We start from the raw sequence: 20280 nt of genomic DNA, 5'->3' as shown, positions 1-20280 counted from the left end.
CCACCGGCATTCATCGCGACGATGACGCAAAATAGGCTTTGCGATCAAGTGCTTATCCCGGATCCCGCGCCGATGCGACACGCGTGCGCGTGAAAACCGGGGCGGCTCGGGCGGACCGCATGCCCTGTCCGCGCCATTGCCGAGAAAGGCAATTGTAATGTTTTGCGGCCGGCACGTGACACGCCGCCTTGAGACGCCCTCGTGAGACGCCCTCTCAGTCCACGCCGCGTGCGCGCTGCGCGGCGAAGCGCTGGCGGAACGCCGCGAACGTCTTGGTCTCGATCGCCGTGCGCATCTCGCTCATCAACTCCAGGTAGTAGTGCAGATTGTGGATCGTGTTGAGCTGCGCGCCGAGGATCTCGCCCACGCGATGCAGGTGGTGCAGGTAGCCGCGCGTGAAGTTGCGGCAGGTGTAGCAGCCGCATTGCTCGTCGAGCGGGCGCAGCGAATTGCGGTGCACGGCGTTGCGGATCTTGATGTCGCCAAAGCGCGTGAAGATCCAGCCGTTGCGCGCATTGCGCGTGGGCATCACGCAGTCGAACATGTCGACGCCCGAGGCCACGCCCGCCACCAGGTCTTCCGGCGTGCCGACGCCCATCAGGTAGTGCGGCTTGTCGGCCGGCAGTTTCGGCGCGACGTGCTCCAGCACGCGCATCATGTCTTCCTTCGGTTCGCCCACCGAAAGACCGCCGATCGCGTAGCCGTGGAACGGCATCTGCGAGAGGCCGGCGAGCGATTCGTCGCGCAGGTCCTCGAACATGCCGCCCTGAACGATGCCGAAGAGCGCATTCGGGTTGCCGAGACGGTTGAATTCGTCGATCGAGCGTTGCGCCCAGCGCATCGACATGCGCATCGAATCCGCGGCTTCCTTGTGCGTGGTGGGCACGCCGTTGGTCGCGTAAGGCGTGCACTCGTCGAACTGCATGACGATGTCCGAATTCAGCACCTTCTGGATCTGCATCGACACTTCGGGCGAGAGGAACAGTTTGTCGCCGTTCACGGGCGAGGCGAAGCGCACGCCGTCTTCCGAGATCTTGCGCAGGTCGCCGAGCGAGAACACCTGGAAGCCGCCCGAATCGGTGAGGATCGGCCGGTTCCAGCCCATGAAGCGATGCAGGCCGCCATGCGCCTCGATCGTTTCGAGGCCCGGGCGCAGCCAGAGGTGAAAGGTGTTGCCGAGGATGATCTGCGCCTTCATCTCTTCGAGCTCGCGCGGCTGCGTGGCCTTCACGGTGCCGTAGGTGCCCACGGGCATGAAGATCGGCGTTTCGACCACGCCGTGATTGAGCGTGACGCGGCCGCGGCGGGCGAGGCCGTCGGTGCCGAGCAGTTCGAATTTGAGGCCGTTTTGCGGGCGTTCGCCGAGATAGGCGCCGTGCTCGGCGCGTGCGTTGCTTTGCTGACCGTCGGTCATGCGGTTGACTCCTGTGCCGCCGGAAAGTGCCTTGCATGGGACCGGAGTATGCGCTAAGGCGCCCACCCCGGATCGCCAGTCCGGCGCAGATGATGAAACGCCGCCGCGCGTTTTTCGGGTCGCGCGACGGCTTGGGAATTTTGCGTTCTACCTGTTCAGTGCGTCGTCGGTGCGTGTCAAAAGCATCGCATCGCCGTAACTGAAGAAGCGATAGCGTTCGGCAATCGCGTGACGATACGCAGCGCGTATCGTTTCGATGCCCGCGAATGCCGAAACGAGCATCAGGAGCGTGGACTTCGGCAGGTGGAAGTTCGTCACGAGCCGGTCGACCACGCGAAACGGGTAGCCAGGCGTGATGAAGATATCCGTTTCGGCCTGCGTTGCCCCAAGTGCGCGGCCTGCGCGGTCGGCGTCGCGCGCAGCGGCTTCGAGCGCGCGCATCGAGGTCGTGCCCACCGCGATCACGCGGCCGCCGCGCGCACGCGTGGCCGCGATCTTGTCGACGAGCGATTGCGGCAGTTCGTACCACTCGCTGTGCATCTTGTGCTCGGCGATGTTCTCCACGCGCACCGGCTGGAACGTGCCCGCGCCCACGTGCAGCGTGAGCGTGGCGCGCTCCACGCCCCGCGCGTCGAGCTGCGCGAGCAGGGCGTCGTCGAAGTGCAGGCCCGCCGTGGGCGCGGCCACCGCGCCCGGATTCTGCGCGAACACCGTCTGGTAGCGCGTTTCGTCGCTCGCATCGGCGTCGTGCGTGATGTAGGGCGGCAGCGGCAGACGGCCGTGCTGCTCGATCAGCGTGAGGCAGTCGTCGGGAAAGTGCAGTGTGTAGAACGGATCGACGCGCTCGCCCACCGTCACTTCGAACGCATCGGCGAGGCGCAGCACCGTGCCGGGGCCCGGGCTCTTGCTCGCGCGGATCTGCGCGAGCGCCGTGCGCGCGCCCGTCAGGCGCTCCACGAGCACCTCGATCTTGCCGCCGCTCGCCTTCTGGCCGAAGAAACGCGCCTTCAGCACCCTGGTATCGTTGAAGACGAGCAGGTCGCCCGGCGCGATGCGCGACGGCAGGTCGGAAAAGCGGCGGTCGGTCAGACGCGCGGGTTGTGTCGTGTTATCGACCTCGAGCAGACGGCTCGCGCTGCGCTCGGGCAGGGCGGTCTGCGCGATCAGTTCCTCGGGGAGGTCGAAATCGAAATCGGAAAGCTTGAACATGCGGCCTGAAGTAACGGAAATGCGCCGGAGGCCCGGCGCGCGGCGGCGCTGCGAAAGCCGAACCGTCAAACGGTTGCGCCCCAAAACGCGGCTGCAATGGCCGCCCACGCGCGGCGAGCGGCTATGATTGCGGGACGTGCGCGATAACGATGCGTGCGACGCGCCCGATGGCCAGGCCGTTGCGCTGCACGCGCCGCGCCATGCCGGAAAGCCGATATTGTACTTGCGAAGCTGCCCATGCCCCCATCCGTTAGCCGATTGATGTCCGAACCCGACTCCGCGAGCGAGGCGCCCGACGACGCGCGCACGCCCGGGGACGGCGCGCGCAGGCGGCAACCGGACGCGGCGCAAGGGGCCGCAGCGCCCGCGCGCAAGCGCGCCGCCAGGAAGTCCTCGGACCCGGCTGCGGAAAAAGCCGCAGGGAAAGCCGTGGAAAAAGCCGCGGCCAAAGACAAGCCCAGGCTCACCAAAACCGCCGACCGCCTCGCCAAACTCGGTCTGCGCAGCGACATCGATCTCGTGTTGCATCTGCCGATGCGCTACGAGGACGAAACCACGCTCACGCCCATCGGCGAACTGCTGCCGGGCGGCATCGCGCAAACCGAAGGCGTGGTGTTCGACAACGAGATCGCCTACCGCCCGCGCCGCCAGCTCGTCGTGAAGCTGCAGGATCACAACGGCGACGAGCTTCATTTGCGCTTCCTGAACTTCTACGGCTCGCAGGTCACGCAGATGGCGATCGGCAAGCGCCTGCGCGTGCGCGGCGACGTGCGCGGCGGCTTCTTCGGCATGGAGATGGTGCATCCGGCGGTAAAGGTCGTGGAAGGCGACGCGCCGCTGCCGCAGGCGCTCACGCCGGTGTATCCGTCCACGGCGGGCGTGAGCCAGGCGTATCTGCGCAAGGCGATCGACAACGCGCTTTCGCGTGCGCATCTGCCCGAACTGCTGCCCGACGCGGTGGCGCACGAGTTCATGGAGCCGCTGAATCTGCCGCCCTTGATGGACGCCGTGAAGACGCTGCATCACCCGAGCGTGAACGCTGACGAGCATGGGCTGATCGACGGCACGCATCCCGCGTGGACGCGCATCAAGTTCGAGGAACTGCTCGCGCAGCAGCTATCGCTCAAGCGCGCGCACGAAGAGCGCCGCACGCGCGCCGCGCCCGCGATGGCTCGCCACGTCGCGGGGCGCAAGCGCGACGCGACGCTGCTTGCGCGTCTGCGCGGCGCGCTGCCGTTCACGCTCACCGGCGCGCAGGAGCGTGTAGTGGCGGAAATCGCGCACGATCTCGAACAGCCGCACCCGATGCAACGCCTGCTGCAAGGCGACGTGGGCAGCGGCAAGACCGTGGTCGCGGCGCTCGCGGCGGCGCAGGCCATCGACGCGGGCTACCAGGCCGCGCTCATGGCGCCCACCGAAATCCTCGCGGAACAACACGCGCGCAAGCTGCGCGGCTGGCTCGAGCCGCTCGGCGTGCAGGTGGCGTGGCTCGCGGGCAGCCTCAAGGCGAAGGAAAAGCGCGCGGCGCTCGAAGCCGCGGCGCTCGGCACGGCGCAGCTCGTGATCGGCACGCACGCGATCATTCAGGAGGCCGTGGAATTCGCGCGGCTTGGCCTCGTGATCGTCGACGAGCAGCATCGCTTCGGCGTCGAGCAGCGGCTCGCGCTGCGCGCCAAGGCGCAGAACGCGAAGGCGCCTGGCGAGACGCATCGCGAGTTCCAGCCGCATCAGCTGATGATGTCGGCCACGCCGATCCCGCGCACGCTCGCCATGACCTACTACGCGGACCTCGACGTCTCCACCATCGACGAGCTGCCGCCCGGGCGCACGCCGATCCTCACGAAACTCGTTTCCGATGCGCGCCGCGAGGAGGTGATCGCGCGCGTGCGTGCGGCGGCGCTCACGGGCCGTCAGGTGTACTGGGTATGTCCGCTGATCGAGGAAAGCGAGACCTTGCAGCTGCAAACGGCCGTCGAGACTTACGAAACGCTCGTGGCCGCGCTGCCGGAACTCACCGTGGGCCTCGTGCACGGCCGCCTCGCTTCCGCGGACAAGGCCGCCGTCATGGATGCGTTCTCGCGCAACGAAGTGCAGCTGCTCGTGGCGACGACGGTCATCGAAGTGGGCGTGGACGTGCCCAACGCCTCGCTGATGGTGATCGAGCATGCCGAGCGCTTCGGCCTCGCGCAATTGCACCAGTTGCGCGGGCGCGTGGGGCGCGGCAGCGCCGCTTCGGTGTGCGTGCTGCTCTATACCGGGCCGTTGTCGCTCACGGGCCGCGCACGCCTGCAAACCATGCGCGAGACCACCGACGGCTTCGAGATCGCGCGCAAGGACCTCGAGATCCGCGGCCCCGGCGAATTCCTCGGCGCGCGTCAATCTGGCGCGGCGATGCTGCGCTTCGCGAACCTCGAGAACGACGCGTGGCTCATCGAGCCCGCGCGGGGAGCCGCCGATCGTCTGCTGCACGAGTTTCCGCTCGTCGTCACGCAGCATTTGAACCGCTGGCTCGGTGCCCGCGAGCAGTATCTGAAAGCGTAAATACTCCACTGCGCGGAACCTGCACGCGCCGGCGCCGTCTGACCCCTTTACGATGATCACGCCCCGCATAGGGGTGCTGGTTATTGGCGAATCCCTGCCATAGGTGTATAACTACAAACTATTGATTCACCTTCTTTGATTGGTCCCTGAATGACGCTCACTGAACTGAAATACATTGTCGCGGTAGCTCGAGAGCGCCACTTCGGACGGGCCGCGGAAGCCTGCTTCGTGAGTCAGCCGACCCTGTCGGTCGCCATCAAGAAGCTCGAAGACGAACTGAACGTGCAGATCTTCGAGCGCGGCACGAGCGAGGTGAGCGTGACGCCCATCGGCGAGCAGATCGTCACGCAGGCGCAGCGCGTGCTCGAACAGACGCTCGCGATCAAGGAAATCGCCAAGCAGGGCAAGGACCCGCTCGTCGGGCCGCTGCGCCTGGGCGTGATCTATACGATCGGGCCCTACCTGCTGCCCACGCTCGTCAAGCAGATGATCAAGCGCGTGCCGCAAATGCCGCTCATGCTGCAGGAGAACTACACGCTCAAGCTCATCGAGCTGCTCAAGCAGGGCGAGATCGACGTGGCCATCATGGCGCTGCCGTTCCCCGAAACGGGCCTCACGCTGCGGCCGCTCTACGACGAGCCGTTCGTCGTGGCGCTGCCTTCGGGCCACGCGTGGGAACAGCGCCCGAAGATCGACCCGGACGACCTCAAGCAGGAAACCATGCTGCTGCTCGGCAGCGGCCATTGCTTCCGCGACCACGTGCTGGGCGTGTGCCCGGAACTGATGCGCTTCTCGCAGAACGCCGACGGCATCCAGAAGACTTTCGAGGGCTCGTCGCTGGAGACCATCCGCCACATGGTCGCGAGCGGCGTGGGCATTACCGTGCTGCCGCGCATGTCGGTGACCGAGGTGAAGCCGCACGCGGGCGGCGTCGATTCCGGGCTGCTTTCCTACGTGCCGTTCGACGAACCTGTGCCGGACCGCCGTGTGGTGCTCGCGTGGCGCAAGAGCTTCACGCGCATGCCGGCGATCGAGGCGATCGTCGACGCCATTCACGCCTGCGAACTGCCCGGCGTGAAGAAGATCGAGGCGCCTGCCGAGGCGGCCTGACGGTCACCGCGCCGTGCGCTTTTGGGCTGCGCGGCGCGTTTTTCTTCTGCCTTTTGCCTTCCTCGGCGCCGCATTCGCCCGCGCCGCCATTCTCCAGCTCCACATTACTTGCGGCCCCAATAACCCGCGCCTATTAACCAGCGTCTATTCAATAGATTGATTAAATCAAATTATCTACATCAATAGTCTCTTGTAGACTTCCCTCTAACCGATCCCAACCGGACACTTTGGAGGAAACGATGCAAACCACCCACCCGAACACCCCCAGCACCCCGGCGCGCGCCCATTCTGGCCTTCGCACCGTGTGGTTCTCGCTGCTGGTCGACCGCGCGCTGTCGGCCTGACGGCCTCGCGCCATCCCTCGCGGATTTCACCGAATTCCAGAACTCAGACACGCACGGCATATCAACGGCGTGCCGGCGGAGATCGTGGAGCGTCAGATCGAGCACTTCCGCCGCGCCGATCCGGCGTATGCGCAAGGCGTGACCGACGCGATCGCGAAGCTGGCGAAGCAAGGACGCGGGGCGGTTTGCTGTCACGACGCTGGGACGGCGAGCCGCGCCTGAAGCAGGACCGCGAAGAAACACCATAGGAGCCCGATCATGACCCGAACGATGACGATGACCCTCAAGACCATGGGACGAGGCGAGGCCGCGGCGATGGCGCGCACGCGCGCGCAAGGCACGCAGATCGTGCGCCGCGTGGTGGGCTTCGCGATTGTTGCGAGCGGCTTCGTGGCGATCGCGACGCAGGGTCTCGCGCACCTCGCGGGACACTGAACGCGCCGCTCACGTGGCTGACCAGTAGGGTCGGATGAGCCGGCTTTCTGATATTTCCAGGCTACACTGGCGACCGATCGAGCGCTCGCGCGCGCCTGCTGAAATGCGCGCGCATCGCAACCGGTTCGTCAAGCACGCGTAGTCTCACTGCTACAGAAAGGAGTCGTCATGGCCAAAAAAGCAACCGTACAGCACGTGAATATCGGCATCAGCGACAAGGATCGCAAGAAGATCGCGGAAGGTCTCTCGCGCCTGCTCGCGGATACCTACACGCTGTATCTGAAGACGCACAACTTCCACTGGAACGTCACGGGGCCGATGTTCAACACGCTCCACCTGATGTTCGAAGGGCAGTACAACGAACTCGCACTGGCCGTGGACGCCATCGCCGAGCGTATTCGTGCGCTGGGCGTGCATGCGCCGGGCAGCTACAAGGAATTCGCGAAGCTCTCGTCGATTCCCGAGGCGGACGGCGTGCCGGCTGCGGAAGACATGATCCGCCAGCTGGTGGAGGGCCAGGAAGCCGTGGTGCGCACCGCGCGCGCGATCTTCCCGTCGACGGAAGCGGCCAACGACGAACCGACCGCCGACCTGCTCACGCAACGCATGCAGACGCACGAAAAGACCGCGTGGATGCTGCGCTCGCTGCTGGCCTGATGCCGTTGCGGCGCCCGGGCGCTGCAGCCGAAGCACGACGAGCGCGATGAAAGGCCCGCCGGATGTCCGGCGGGCCTTCATTTTGGTGCGGGTGCGGGTGCGGCTCGCGGCGACGGCGCGGCGCCTTGGCCTGCCGCCCTGGCCTACAATAGCGGCATCGTTTTTCCCGCCCCGATCATGTTCGCCCGACTCCCGCTCTATCTGCGGCTCGTCCGCATGGACAAGCCGATTGGCAGCCTGCTGCTGCTGTGGCCGACGCTCAACGCGCTGTGGATCGCATCGGATGGCCATCCGTCCCTCTCGCTGCTGATCATCTTCACGGTCGGTACCGTGCTGATGCGCTCGGCGGGCTGCGCGATCAACGACTATGCCGACCGCGACTTCGACCGCCACGTGAAGCGCACGGCCGAACGTCCCATCACGTCGGGCCGCATTCGCGCCTGGGAGGCGGTGGCGATTGCCGTGGGCCTCGCGCTCGTGTCGTTCCTGTTGATCCTGCCGCTCAATGCGCTTACCAAACAGCTTTCGGTCGTGGCGCTGTTCGTGGCGGCGTCGTATCCGTTCACCAAGCGCTTTTTCGCGATTCCGCAGGCGTATCTGGGCATCGCGTTCGGCTTCGGTATTCCCATGGCATTCGCCGCCGTGCAGGATCACGTGCCGGCGCTCGCGTGGATCATGCTCGTTGCAAACGTGTTCTGGTCCGTGGCCTACGACACCGAATACGCGATGGTCGATCGCGACGACGACATCAAGATCGGCATTCGCACCTCGGCGCTCACGTTCGGCCGCTTCGACGTGCTCGCGATCATGCTCTGCTATGCGGCCACGCTGGGCATTTACGTGTGGGTGGGCGTGACGCTGGGCTTCGGCTGGCTCTACTGGCTCGGCTGGGCGGCCGCCGTGGGCTGCGCCGTTTATCACTACACGCTCATCAGGAACCGCGAACGCATGCCGTGCTTCGCCGCGTTCCGCCACAACAACTGGCTGGGCGGCGTGCTGTTCGTAGGCATTGCGGCCCATTACGCCGTCGCGGGATTCTGAGGCCAGGTCGACGAAAAAAGCGCCGGGTGCGTGACACACCCGGCGCTTTTGCTCTCCGGACGCTGCGGCAGGCTTACTGCTTGCCGAATTCCTCGCCCATTTCCTTCGCGCGTGCGTCGGCCGCGAGCGCGCCCTTGACGATGGCGGCTTTCACGCCCGTAGCGTCGAACGACGCCAGCGCGGCGGCGGTCGTGCCGCCCCTGGAGGTCACGCGCTCGCGCAGCACGGCGGGCGGCTCGTCCGACTGCAGCGCGAGCTGCGCCGCGCCCGCGAACGTGGCGATGGCGAGCGCGCGGCCTTGCTGCTCGTCCATGCCGAGCTGGCGCGCCGCTTCTTCGAGCGCTTCGATGAAATAGAACACGTAGGCCGGGCCGCTGCCCGAGATGCCCGTGACCGCGTCGATCTTCGCTTCGTCGTCGAACCAGACTGTTTGGCCGACTGCGCCGAGCACGTCCGAGGCGAGCTGGCGGCCCGCTTTGTCCACGCTCCCGCTCGCGACGAGGCCGGTGGCGCCCATGCCGATCAGCGCGGGCGTGTTCGGCATCGTGCGCACGACGCGCGCGTGGCCGTTCAGCCAGCGCGAGAGATCGTCGATGCGAATACCGGCCATGATGCTGATGACGACCTGATTGGCGCCCAGGTGCGGGGCGATGCCTTCGGCCACAGCCTTGGCGATTTGCGGCTTCACGGCGATCAGAACCGCGTCGTACGAAGCGAGCGCGTCGTCCGCGGCGGCGCCGGTGCGCACGCCGAACTGCTCGGCGCTGCGCTTGCGGGCGTCCTCGTTCGGATCGATCGCGTAGAGGTTGCCGGCGGGAACGCCCTTGCGGATCAGGCCGCCGATGAGTGCGGAGGCCATGTTGCCGCCGCCGATGAAGGCAATTTTCATGGTGATGGAATCGTTCAGTGAATCAATGAGCGTAGTCGCGTGCGCCGAAAATTGCGGTGCCGACGCGCACGATCGTCGCGCCTTCGAGCACCGCTGCTTCGAGGTCGGCCGACATGCCCATGGAGAGCGTGTCGAGCGCGAGGCCATCTGCGCGCAGCGCTTCGAACAGCTCGCGCAGCTGGCGGTGCGGCGCGCGTTGCGCCTCGAGCGAGGTTTCCGGCTCGGGAATCGACATGAGCCCGCGCAGGCGCAGGTTGGGCAGGGCGGCGATCTGGCGCGCGACCTGCTGCGCTTCTTGTGCAGCGACGCCGCTCTTGCTGGCCTCGCCGCTCACGTTGACCTGCAGGCAGACGTTCAGCGGCGCCATGCCGGCGGGACGTTGCGCCGACAGGCGTTCGGCAATCTTCAGACGATCGACCGAATGGACCCAGTCGAAACGCTCGGCTACGGGGCGTGTCTTGTTCGATTGGAGCGGCCCGATGAAATGCCATTCGATGCTCGCGCGCAAGTCGGCGAGCGCTTCGATCTTGTCCATGGATTCCTGCACGTAGTTTTCGCCGAACGCGTGCTGGCCGGCAGCGTGAGCGGCGCGCACGTCCTGCGCAGGAAACGTTTTGGAAACCGCGAGCAGCGCCACGCTTTGCGGGTCGCGGCCGGCGTTGCGGGCGGCGGCCGCGATGCGCTCGCGGACCACTTCGAGATTGCGGGAAAGATCGGTCATCGGGCTTGAAGGCCGGCACGTGAAAGGGCGCGCGCCGCCTTTCTGGATCCAAAACGAACAGAACGACGGCCATTATACGGACTGCGCACGGCGCGAAATACTGGCCAGAAAGGCTATACCGATCGGCTGAGTGTTGGTGCGCCGCGCGTCCCGTTACGCTGGTCCCGTTCCCGATGGACTCAATTCGTCGCCAGCATATGTTCGACCAGCTCAATCCAGTGCGTGACCGGAATCGCCGTGCCGCTTTGCAGGTGCGTGATGCAGCCTATGTTGGCGGAGACGATCAATTGCGGCTCCAGCGCCTGCAGGCGGTCCACTTTCTGGTTGCGCAGCGTGTAGGAAAGGCGCGGCTGCGTGATCGAATACGTGCCTGCGGAGCCGCAGCAAAGATGGCTGTCGGCGGGCAGCCGCACGTCGAGCCCGAGCGCGGTGAGGAGCCGTTCCACGCCGCCGCGCAACTGCTGGCCATGCTGCAGCGTGCAGGGCGGATGCCAGGCCACCGTCCTGATGCTGCGGCGCCTCGTCGTGGCCACGAGCTGTTCCTCGAATGCGGGCAGCAGCTCCGAAAGGTCGCGTGTGAGCTCGACCACGCGGCGCGCTTTTTCCGCATAGGCCGGATCGTCGCGCAGCAGGTGCGCGTATTCCTTCACCGTCGCGCCGCAGCCCGAGGCGTTCATCACGATCGCTTCCACGCCTTGCTCGACGCCTTTCTCTATGTAGGGCCACCAGGCGTCGATGTTCGCGCGTGCGTCATCGAGCGCGTCGTCGGTGTAGCCCATATGCAGGCGGATCGCGCCGCAGCAGCCCGCTTGCGGCGCGACGATCGTTTCGATGCCGAGCGCGTCCAGCACGCGCGCGGTGGCGATGTTGATGTTGGGCATCATCGAAGGCTGCACGCAGCCCTGCAGCATCAGCATCCTGCGCGCGTGCCTGGCCGTGGGCCACGCGAGCGGGCGCTGGCGCACGGGCACCTTGTCGCGCAGGCGCCTGGGCAGAAGCGGCCGCACCTGCTGGCCGAGGCGCATGGCCGGTGTGAAGAGGGCGCGGCGCGGCAGCAAGCCTGCGAGCAGGCGGCGCATGACGCGCTGGCGCAGCGGACGCTTCACCATCTGTTCGGCATGCTTGCGGCCCACTTCCACGAGGCGCCCGTACTGCACGCCGGAAGGGCAGGTGGTCTCGCAACTGCGGCACGTGAGGCAGCGGTCGAGGTGCGTGAGCGTGCTCTTCGTGACCGGCGCGCCTTCCACCATCTGCTTCATGAGATAGATGCGCCCGCGCGGGCCGTCCAGCTCGTCGCCGAGCAACTGATAGGTCGGGCAGGTCGCGGTGCAGAAGCCGCAATGCACGCACTTGCGCAGGATCGCGTCGGCTTCGTCGCCGTCGGGGGTGTTGCGTATGAATTCCGCGAGGTTCGTCTGCATCGCCGCGTGTGGGTGTCGTCAGAAGTCGGAATACAGCCGGCCGCGATTGAAGATGCGGGCCGGGTCGAAGGCGGCCTTCAGGCCGCGATGGATCTTCATGAGCGGCGCCGGCAAAGGCGTGAACACCCCCGCGCTGCGGTCGTAGTCGCGCCCCGTGCGGAACATCGTCGCGTGACCGCCGGCCTGCTTCGCGCTGATGCGCACCGTCTGGGCGTCGGTTTCCGTGATCCACCAGCGCTGCGCGCCGCCCCATTCCATGAGTTGCGCGCCAGGCAGTTGCAGGGGCTCAGCGATCGAGGGCAGCGCGAGCCGCCACAGCGCCGCGTTGGGCGCAATGGACGCGAAGAACGGATCGGTCTGCTCGCGCAGGCCCGCCCAGAAGCGTTCGGCTTCCACGGCGTCCACCACTTCGCCGCCCAGGCTCGCGCGGGCTGTCTTCACCGCGGCTTCCGCGCCCGCGAGGCGTACCGCGAGCGTGCCGTTGCGCCAGGCGCTCGCCGTCATCGGCAGCGGGCGGCCGCCCCATTCGTTGAGCTTGCGCACGGCGTCGGTGCCGTTCATGTCGAATTTGAGCGTGGTTTCCGCTTGCGGCGCCGGCAGCACCTTCACCGAAAGCTCCAGCAGCAGGCCGAGCGTGCCGAGCGAGCCCGCCATGAGCCGCGAGACGTCGTAGCCCGCCACGTTCTTCACGACCTGGCCGCCGAAATGCAGCACTTCGCCGTGACCGTTCATGAGCACCGCGCCCAGCACGAAGTCGCGCGGTGCGCCCGCGCTCGCCCGCCGCGGCCCGGCAATGCCTGCGGCGATGCAGCCGCCCAGGGTGGCCTGCGCGCCAAAATGCGGCGGCTCGAAGGCGAGCATCTGGCCGTGGGCCGCAAGCGCCGTTTCGATCTCCGCAAGCGATGTGCCGGCGCGCGCCGTGATCACGAGTTCCGCCGGGTCGTAAGCGATGACGCCGCGGTGCGCGCGCGTGTCGAGAATCTCGCCTTCGAGCGCCTGGCCATACCAGTCCTTGGTACCCCCGCCGCGAATGCGCAGCGCCCGCCCATCGGCGCTCGCCGCGCGGATGCGTTCGGACCAGTCCGAGACGATGTCGTCCTCTTCCATGTCGTGATGGTCGCGCTTGTTCGTTGCTTGTTCGTTATATGGTTCGTTCGATTGTACTGAGCGAACCTCGCCTGACAACCCGGAGCGGACCCTCATTCGGGTCACGCGATATGCATAGACGGCGCGGGGCCTCGTGCGTGCTTGCGCGTCGGTCAGAAACGCGGCAACTCGGGGTGCGGCAGCAGATTCCCGCGCACGTGCATGCGCCCGTACTCCGCGCAGCGCGCCCGCGTGGGGATGCCCTTGTCGGGGTTGAGGAGCCTTGCCGGATCGAACGCGTGTTTCACCGCATGAAACGCGTCGCGCTCCTGGGGCGAGAATTGCACGCACATCGAATTGATCTTTTCGATGCCCACGCCGTGCTCGCCCGTCACGGTGCCCCCCAGCTCGACGCAGGTTTCGAGAATGTCCGAGCCGAAGGCCTCTGCGCGGTGCCATTCGTCGAGGTCGTTGCCGTTGAAGAGAATGAGCGGGTGCATGTTGCCGTCGCCGGCATGGAAGACGTTGATGCAGCGCAGTCCGTACTGCTGTTCCATTTCGTGGATGCGCGCGAGCAGCGGCCCGATCGCGCGGCGCGGCACGGTGCCGTCCATGCAGTAGTAGTCGGGCGAGATGCGGCCCGCGGCCGGAAACGCATTCTTGCGGCCCGACCAGAAGCGCAGGCGTTCTTCCTCGGTGCGCGAAATCTGGATGCGCGTGGCGCCATGCTCGCGCAGCACCGCGGTCGTGCGCGCGATCTCGTCGGCGACTTCCTCTGGCGTGCCGTCGGCTTCGCACAGCAGGATCGCGGCGGCGTCAAGGTCGTAGCCCGCGTTGACGAACTCCTCCACGGCGCGCGTGGCCGGCTTGTCCATCATTTCCAGGCCCGCCGGAATGATGCCCGAGGCGATGATGCCCGCCACGGCGTCGCCCCCTTTCACGACGTCGTCGAAGCTCGCCATGATGACCTGCGCGGTCTGCGGGCGCGGAATCAGCTTGACGGTCACTTCGGTCACGATGGCGAACATGCCTTCGCTGCCGATCATCACCGCGAGCAGATCGAGGCCCGGCGCATCGGGCGCGAGCGAGCCGAATTCGACGATCTCGCCGTCCATCGTCACGGCGCGCACGCGCAGCACGTTGTGCACCGTGAGGCCGTACTTGAGGCAATGGACGCCGCCCGAGTTCTCCGAAACGTTGCCGCCTATCGTGCAGGCGATCTGCGACGAAGGGTCTGGCGCGTAGTAAAGGCCGAAGGGCGCCGCCGCTTCGGAAACGGCCAGATTGCGCACGCCGGGCTGCACGGTGGCCGTGCGCGCGTAGGGATCGACTTCGAGAATGCGCTTGAAGCGCGCGAGCGAGAGCACAATGCCGTGCCGGATCGGCATGGCGCCGCCCGACAGACCGGTGCCCGCGCCGCGCGGCACGACCGGCACGTCGAGGCGCCGGCAGATCTGCACGATGCGTTGCACCTGCGACTCGGTCTCCGGCAGCGCCACGGCGAGCGGCAGCCGCCGGTAGGCGGCAAGGCCGTCGCACTCGTAAGCGACGGTGTCCTCCTCTCGATGCAGCAGGCAATGCGCCGGCAGCACGGCCATCAACGCCTGGACTACCTCGCGCTGGCGTTGCGCGAGCGCTTCCGGGCTCAGCTCGGGCAAGTTCGCCTCGGGTGCGTTCATGTCTCCTCCCGTCTGTTGCGCCTGGGTGCGCGTCTCCGCGCTTGTCGGTTACGCCGCCCAGCTGAAGATCTTGCCCGGATTCATCAGGTTGTGCGGATCGAGTGCGTGCTTGATCGCGCGCATTGTGTCGATGGTGTCCGCGCCGTGTTCTTCGACGAGGAAATCCATCTTGTGCAGGCCGATGCCGTGCTCGCCCGTGCAGGTGCCGTCCATCGCGATCGCGCGCTGCACGATGCGGCGATTCAGGCGCTCGGCCTCGTCGATTTCCTCGGGCTTGTCCGGGTCGATCAGGATCGCCACGTGGAAGTTGCCGTCGCCCACGTGGCCGACGATCGGGCAGGGCAGCGGCGAGGCCTTGAGATCGGTTTCCGTTTCGATGACGCATTCGGCGAGGCGCGAGATCGGCACGCACACGTCGGTCGTCACGGCGCGGCAGCCGGGCTTGAGCTGCAGCATCGCGAAATAGGCGTTGTGGCGCGCGTTCCACAGGCGGCTGCGGTCCTCGGGGCGCGTGGCCCACTCGAAGCCTTCGCCGCCGTGCTGCGCAGCGAGCTCCTGCACGAGCTGCGCCTGCTCCGCGACGCCCGCCTCGGTGCCGTGAAATTCGAAGAAGAGCGTGTGCTTTTCGCGCAGCGTGAGGTTCGAATGCTTGTTGATCGCGCGCACCGCAAGCGAGTCGATGAATTCCACGCGCGCAATCGGCACGCCGATCTGGATCGTCTCGATCACCGTGCGCACGGCCTCCGCCATCGAAGGGAATGCGCACACCGCCGCCGAGACTGCCTCGGGCTGCGGGTAGAGCCGCACTGTGATTTCGGTGATCACGCCGAGCGTGCCTTCCGAGCCGACGAAAAGGCGCGTGAGGTCGTAGCCTGCCGACGACTTGCGCGCGCGCGTGCCGGTTTTGACGACGCGACCGTCGGCGAGCACGGCGCTCAGGCCGAGCACGTTCTCGCGCATCGTGCCGTAGCGCACGGCGTTGGTGCCCGAGGCGCGCGTGGCCGTCATGCCGCCGATGCTCGCATCGGCGCCCGGGTCGATCGGGAAGAACAGGCCCGTGTCGCGCAGCGCTTCGTTGAGCTGCTTGCGCGAGATGCCAGGCTCGACCGTCACGGTGAGGTCCTCGGCGTTGATCGAGAGCACGCGGTTCATCTGCGAAAGGTCGATCGACACGCCGCCCTGCACGGCCAGCAAGTGACCTTCGAGCGACGAACCATTGCCGTAGGGAATGATCGGCACGCCATGACGGGCGCACAACTTGACGATGGTCTGGATATCCCCGGTGCTCTGCGCGAACACCACGGCGTCGGGCAGTTGCGGGTCGAACGGCGATTCGTCGCGGCCGTGATGGGCGCGTACGGCTTCGGAGGTGGAGACGCGTTCGCCGAACGCGCTGCGCAGCTGATCGAGGAGTTCGGTGGGGAACGGGCGGCGTGCGAGGGCCGGCGGCGCAGGGTGATTCACGCGGGAGTCTCCTTCGTATGGGTATGACTTCTGGTGCGGACCATTTTACGCTGAACGTCTGCGCCGCAAAGCCGCGCTCCGCATGCTGCAGTGCACGAAACCTATAATGGCCGGCGGACCTGGGCACCCTGGACCGCGCCGGGCGCGCGTGATGCGCGACCTGCGCAAATTTTCACCTGCGGAGAGCACGACATGGGCAATCGCCTGAGCAAGATTGCAACGCGCACCGGCGATGACGGCTCGACCGGGCTCGGCGACGGCAGCCGCGTGCGCAAGGACGACGCGCGCATCGCCGCGATCGGCGACGTCGACGAGCTGAACTCGCAGATCGGCGTGTTGCTGTGCGAAACGCTCCCCGACGACGTGCGCGAGGCGCTCGTCGCCATCCAGCACGACCTGTTCGATCTCGGCGGCGAGCTGTGCATACCGGGCCACACGCTCGTGGCCGACGAACACCTTGCGCGGCTCGATGGCTGGCTCGCGCATTACAACGCCACGCTGCCGCCGCTCAAGGAATTCATCCTCCCGGGCGGCTCGCGGGCGGCGGCGCTCGCGCACGTGTGCCGTACCGTATGCCGGCGTGCGGAACGCGCGGTCGTCGCACTTGGCGCCTCGGCGAACTCAGGCCCGCCCCCAGCAGATACGCCGCGACGCTACGTCAACCGGCTCTCCGACCTGCTGTTCGTGCTCGCGCGCGTGCTCAACCAGGCCGCGGGCGGCAGCGACGTGCTCTGGCGGCACGACCGGGGCGCGGGCAAGGGGGAGGGCGAAGGGGAGAGCGCGTAAGGGGAGAGCGCGTAAGGGGAAAAGGGCTCGAACGAGCGCCGCGCCGGCCGGCCAATGGGCGCTCCACCGTAGCGTCCAGTTGCGCTCCGACGTAGCGTCCAGCCGCGCCGCAATCGTCGGCAAGAGACTGTTTCCCGCACCGCAAAAGCTCCGCCGAGGCGCGCTCCATGGTCATCTGCCGCGTGTTCACGGCCGGCGCGATCCGGAAATTGCTGAGGTGCGACAAAATGCCTGGGTCGGGCTGTCGCATTAAAGATGTATCGTTAGTGCATCTTTACTACGGAGAAGCCGTATATGACTGCGCTCACCGCCGACCAGATGGCCCGCGTGAAGGCCACTGCGCCCGTTTTTGCCGAGCACGGCGCCACGATCACCAGGCATTTCTACAAGCGCATGTTTGCCGCGCACCCCGAGCTCAAGAACATCTTCAACCAGACGCATCAGCAAAGCGGCAGCCAGCCCGAAACGCTCGCCCGCGCGGTGTACGCCTACGCGGCGAACATCGACAATCTGGGCGCGCTCGGCGGCGCGGTCACGCATATCGCGCACAAGCACGCGAGCCTGAACATCCGTCCGGAGCACTATCCGATCGTCGGCCGCCATCTGCTCGGCGCAGTCGTGGACGTGCTCGGCGACGCGGTGGATCAGCCCACGCTCGACGCCTGGGCCGTGGCCTACGAGCAGCTCGCGAACATCATGATCGGCACCGAGGCGAAGCTGTACGAGGGCGCCTCGTGGAGCGGCTTCCGTCCGTTCAGGGTGATGCGCAAGCAAGTCGAAAGCGACGAGATCACCTCGTTCTATCTCGCGCCGGCCGACGGTGCGTCCGCAGGCGGCTTTGAGCCGGGCCAGTACGTGAGCGTGACGCGCTTCGTCGACAAGCTCGGTGTGGACCAGCCGCGTCAGTACAGCCTCTCGGACGCGCCCCACGGCAAGTGGCTGCGCATTTCGGTGAAGCGGGAGGCTGGCCGCGGCGACGCGCAGCCGGGCCACGTGTCGAACATCATGCATGACGGCGTGGAAGAGGGCGCGGTGATGCACGTGAGCGCGCCGATGGGCGAATTCACGCTCGACCGGAAGAAGACGTCGCCGGTCGTGCTGATGAGCGGCGGCGTGGGCATCACGCCGATGAAGTCGATGCTTTCCACGCTGCTCGCCGAGCGCAGCGAGCGCAAGGTGACCTTCGTGCATGCGTGCCGCAACGCGAAGGTGCACGCATTCCGCGACTTTCTGCGTCACGCCGTCTCCGAGTACCCGAACGTCAAGCGGGCGGTGTTCTACGAAGAAGTCGGCGCAAACGACCGTCAGGGCGTGGACTACGACTTCGAAGGGCGCGTCGATATCGGTCGCATGGAAGCGGATGTGCTGCTGCCCGACGCCGACTACTACCTGTGCGGCCCCGTCGCGTTCATGCGCGAACAGCGCGAGGCGCTCGTTGCTCGCGGCGTCGATGCTTCGCGCATCCACACGGAGATCTTCGGCTCCGGCATGCTGTAACGCTGCACGTGTGGCGTGCTGCCATTACATGCTGAGTACGCCGAACGAAAAAACGCCGCGCGAAAGCGCGGCGTTTTGCGTATGCATCGGTAAAACATGCATCGAATTGCGACCGGCATCACTCGCTCGAAGCCCGCCGGTTCACGGCGCGATACCCCGACGGCGAAATCGAGAGCCTGCGCCGGAAGATCCGCGCAAGACGCTCGCCGCGCGGCACGCCGCAGCGTTGCGCGATCTCGTCGATGGGAAGATTGGTTTGCGCGAGCAGGAGGCAACTGGCATCGAGCCGGGTACGCAGCAGATATTCGGACGGCGTGAGGCCCGTTTGCGTCTTGAAGTGGCGCAGGAAGTTTCGCATGCTCATCTGTGCGACGCGCGCCGCATCGGCCACCGAGATCGGCTGATGATAGTTCTCGCGCAGCCAGTGAGCGGCCGAACTGATCTTGCCGTTCGCGCTATCCGACTCGCCATCGTCGAGCATGGGGCCGAGCCGCTCCCACGAGCCCGGCATCGAGTCCTCGGAAACGCGCTGTGCAAGCGCCACGCCATGATTGCGCTTGACTACCTTGAGCGCGGCGACGAGCGCCTCGGAAGGCGTTACGACCGAAGCGCCGGCGTTACGCGCTTCCAGCGCACGGCGCAGCCGCTGTGCCGAGCTTGCCGTATTGCCGCCCGTGCGCAGGAAGGACACATCGGCGGCCGCGAGTACGGCGCGTCCCTCACCGAGTGCGCGGATGATGCGCACTTTCGGTGCGAGCATCTGCAACCGCGTGATGAGCCGGGCGTTGTCGCGCGCCTGAATCGCACCGGGGCCGCCGGCGATGAACAGTGTGTCGAAGCCGCTGCGCAGCGGGCCATGCAGGCTCTCGGACCATATCCGCAGGCCGCAGCCGCTGGCCACGTTGCCGCCAGGCTCGGAAAGCATGACGATCGAATAAGCAGGAAGCGTGTCGGCGCAGGCATCGTTCGCGAGACGGAACACATCGGCGAGCAAAGTCACATCCCCGAGCGGGAAGCCCTCGAAAACCAGGATGCCTATGCGTTTGGCCACGTGTCCGAACTTCAAGTGAGCGCCGCGCGGCTGGAAAGCGGTTTGCCGGCAGACCACCCTGTCGATGTGCATGGCCGGTTCCTCGCGCAGAAAGGATTCGCAGGAGTACGTTGCGTTTTTGCGCCGCGTGCCCTGGTCCGGCTGCGTGGGGCTGTTACATGCGGTCACATCACGCTCTCGGGATTCATGATAGGCCGGTGAGCCGTTGGCGCACGGCGCAGTCTGAAAATGCCGAGAAGTTGGCAGAATGGCTCGGTATGCCCGGGGCGGCCGGGGCGGTCTGGTTTGGCGCAGGTCGGGCACTGCAGGCCGTCTTCGCGGGACGGACAAGGGCGAACGCGCGTCACGCGTGAGCTTCACGCAAGCCGCCTGGGCAGCGCGAAGCGCGTGAGCCTGTCGGGTACTTGTGCGTTTTCAGCAGAAATATTGTTTCGTATTGTTGTGCACGTCGTCGCGCGTGAGTAGCTCCTCGGGCCAGAGCCACGCGTACTGGCTATGCTGATCGAAGCGCCCGACGGGCGCCGCGCTGTCCAGCATGAACGCATAGGCGAGCACCACATAGTGCGTGCCGATGCCGTTCTCCGCCGCGAAGTTGTCGGGATAGTGATGCTCGTATACACCGACGAAGCGCGCCGCCGAGCGCTGCATGCTCGCAATGCCGAGCTCTGTTTCGACGATGCGGGTGAACGCGGCGTCCAGCCGTTCGTCCTTGTGGATGCGTCCGCCTGGAACGAACCACGTGCCGCGTGCAGGGCGGTTGCGCCGCTGGCCCACGAGCACGCGGCCGTCAGCGTCGGCGACGATGAGGTCGATCGCGACGAGCGGTGCGAGCCGCACCACCTCCAGGAATTCTGTAGGTGAGAGCATGGACGAGCGTATCCGCGGGGTGTCGGTCGTGTCGATTAGATGGTCCGAAGCGCAATCGCTGCGCACAC

General features: G+C 66.5%; 17 protein-coding genes and 1 pseudogene. 8 read left to right on the top strand and 10 right to left on the bottom strand.

Going from position 1 to position 20280, the window contains the following annotated elements; translation table 11 throughout:
- Window positions 1-214 precede the first annotated feature (214 nt).
- Window positions 215-1414 (bottom strand): tRNA guanosine(34) transglycosylase Tgt, encoded by a 1200-nt coding sequence (tgt, locus tag C7411_RS16445; protein WP_110385317.1) that lies wholly within the window; start codon window positions 1412-1414, stop codon window positions 215-217.
- 147 nt (window positions 1415-1561) lie between these two features.
- Window positions 1562-2623 (bottom strand): tRNA preQ1(34) S-adenosylmethionine ribosyltransferase-isomerase QueA, encoded by a 1062-nt coding sequence (gene queA, locus C7411_RS16440; RefSeq protein ID WP_110385316.1) that lies wholly within the window; start codon window positions 2621-2623, stop codon window positions 1562-1564.
- A 261-nt stretch (window positions 2624-2884) separates the two neighbouring features.
- On the opposite strand from queA, the gene recG reads away from it, so the two are divergent.
- The 6 genes and pseudogenes from recG (at window position 2885) to ubiA (ending at window position 8751) form a co-directional block, all read left to right on the top strand.
- A complete protein-coding gene (gene recG, locus C7411_RS16435) occupies window positions 2885-5164 on the top strand; it encodes an ATP-dependent DNA helicase RecG (protein WP_243413191.1) in 2280 nt (759 codons plus the stop codon).
- Window positions 5165-5314: 150 nt separating this feature from the next.
- Window positions 5315-6274 carry a hydrogen peroxide-inducible genes activator gene (locus tag C7411_RS16430; protein WP_069268466.1) on the top strand — a complete coding sequence of 320 codons (960 nt, stop codon included), beginning with the start codon at window positions 5315-5317 and terminating at the stop codon, window positions 6272-6274.
- A gap of 395 nt (window positions 6275-6669) precedes the next feature.
- Window positions 6670-6840, top strand: a pseudogene (locus C7411_RS16425) (catalase-related domain-containing protein); the annotation flags it as partial.
- A gap of 36 nt (window positions 6841-6876) precedes the next feature.
- Window positions 6877-7053 carry a hypothetical protein gene (locus C7411_RS37535; RefSeq protein ID WP_165822820.1) on the top strand — a complete coding sequence of 59 codons (177 nt, stop codon included), beginning with the start codon at window positions 6877-6879 and terminating at the stop codon, window positions 7051-7053.
- Between the two features lie 168 nt (window positions 7054-7221).
- Window positions 7222-7710 (top strand): Dps family protein, encoded by a 489-nt coding sequence (locus C7411_RS16420; RefSeq protein WP_042262475.1) that lies wholly within the window; start codon window positions 7222-7224, stop codon window positions 7708-7710.
- A 177-nt stretch (window positions 7711-7887) separates the two neighbouring features.
- Window positions 7888-8751, top strand: coding sequence for a 4-hydroxybenzoate octaprenyltransferase (ubiA, locus tag C7411_RS16415; RefSeq protein ID WP_110385314.1), 864 nt, complete (start codon window positions 7888-7890; stop codon window positions 8749-8751).
- Window positions 8752-8824: 73 nt separating this feature from the next.
- Here the strand turns inward: ubiA and proC are convergent, their stop codons facing one another.
- The 6 genes from proC to C7411_RS16385 all read right to left on the bottom strand — a co-directional run bounded on the left by proC (window position 8825) and on the right by C7411_RS16385 (window position 16011).
- The gene (gene proC / locus C7411_RS16410) at window positions 8825-9640 is read right to left on the bottom strand and encodes a pyrroline-5-carboxylate reductase (RefSeq protein ID WP_110385313.1); all 816 of its coding nucleotides are present in this window, start codon (window positions 9638-9640) and stop codon (window positions 8825-8827) included.
- A gap of 22 nt (window positions 9641-9662) precedes the next feature.
- Window positions 9663-10361: a YggS family pyridoxal phosphate-dependent enzyme gene (locus tag C7411_RS16405; RefSeq protein ID WP_110385312.1), complete on the bottom strand. Its 699-nt coding sequence runs from the start codon at window positions 10359-10361 to the stop codon at window positions 9663-9665.
- A gap of 179 nt (window positions 10362-10540) precedes the next feature.
- Entirely contained in the window at window positions 10541-11782 is a 1242-nt protein-coding gene (glcF, locus tag C7411_RS16400; RefSeq protein WP_110385311.1) for a glycolate oxidase subunit GlcF, read from the bottom strand.
- Between the two features lie 18 nt (window positions 11783-11800).
- Window positions 11801-12889, bottom strand: coding sequence for a glycolate oxidase subunit GlcE (gene glcE, locus C7411_RS16395; protein ID WP_110385310.1), 1089 nt, complete (start codon window positions 12887-12889; stop codon window positions 11801-11803).
- 152 nt (window positions 12890-13041) lie between these two features.
- Window positions 13042-14547 carry an FAD-linked oxidase C-terminal domain-containing protein gene (locus C7411_RS16390; protein WP_110385309.1) on the bottom strand — a complete coding sequence of 502 codons (1506 nt, stop codon included), beginning with the start codon at window positions 14545-14547 and terminating at the stop codon, window positions 13042-13044.
- Window positions 14548-14595: 48 nt separating this feature from the next.
- Window positions 14596-16011, bottom strand: a complete 1416-nt coding sequence (locus C7411_RS16385) for an FAD-binding oxidoreductase (protein ID WP_110385308.1) — start codon at window positions 16009-16011, stop codon at window positions 14596-14598.
- 192 nt (window positions 16012-16203) lie between these two features.
- Between C7411_RS16385 and C7411_RS16380 the strand changes: the two genes are divergently transcribed.
- The gene (locus tag C7411_RS16380; RefSeq protein ID WP_110385307.1) at window positions 16204-16797 is read left to right on the top strand and encodes a cob(I)yrinic acid a,c-diamide adenosyltransferase; all 594 of its coding nucleotides are present in this window, start codon (window positions 16204-16206) and stop codon (window positions 16795-16797) included.
- 294 nt (window positions 16798-17091) lie between these two features.
- A complete protein-coding gene (gene hmpA, locus C7411_RS16375) occupies window positions 17092-18294 on the top strand; it encodes an NO-inducible flavohemoprotein (RefSeq protein WP_110385306.1) in 1203 nt (400 codons plus the stop codon).
- A 118-nt stretch (window positions 18295-18412) separates the two neighbouring features.
- Here the strand turns inward: hmpA and C7411_RS16370 are convergent, their stop codons facing one another.
- Both C7411_RS16370 and C7411_RS16365 read right to left on the bottom strand, forming a co-directional pair.
- Window positions 18413-19417, bottom strand: coding sequence for a GlxA family transcriptional regulator (locus tag C7411_RS16370; RefSeq protein WP_110385422.1), 1005 nt, complete (start codon window positions 19415-19417; stop codon window positions 18413-18415).
- 342 nt (window positions 19418-19759) lie between these two features.
- A complete protein-coding gene (locus tag C7411_RS16365) occupies window positions 19760-20212 on the bottom strand; it encodes a GDP-mannose mannosyl hydrolase (protein WP_110385305.1) in 453 nt (150 codons plus the stop codon).
- Window positions 20213-20280: the final 68 nt, after the last annotated feature.

This window comes from Paraburkholderia silvatlantica, assembly GCF_003096715.1.
In the GTDB taxonomy this organism is placed as follows: Bacteria; Pseudomonadota; Gammaproteobacteria; order Burkholderiales; family Burkholderiaceae; genus Paraburkholderia; species Paraburkholderia silvatlantica.
The sequence above is the reverse complement of the archived record's forward strand: the minus strand, read 5'-3'. Positions and strand labels throughout refer to the sequence as shown.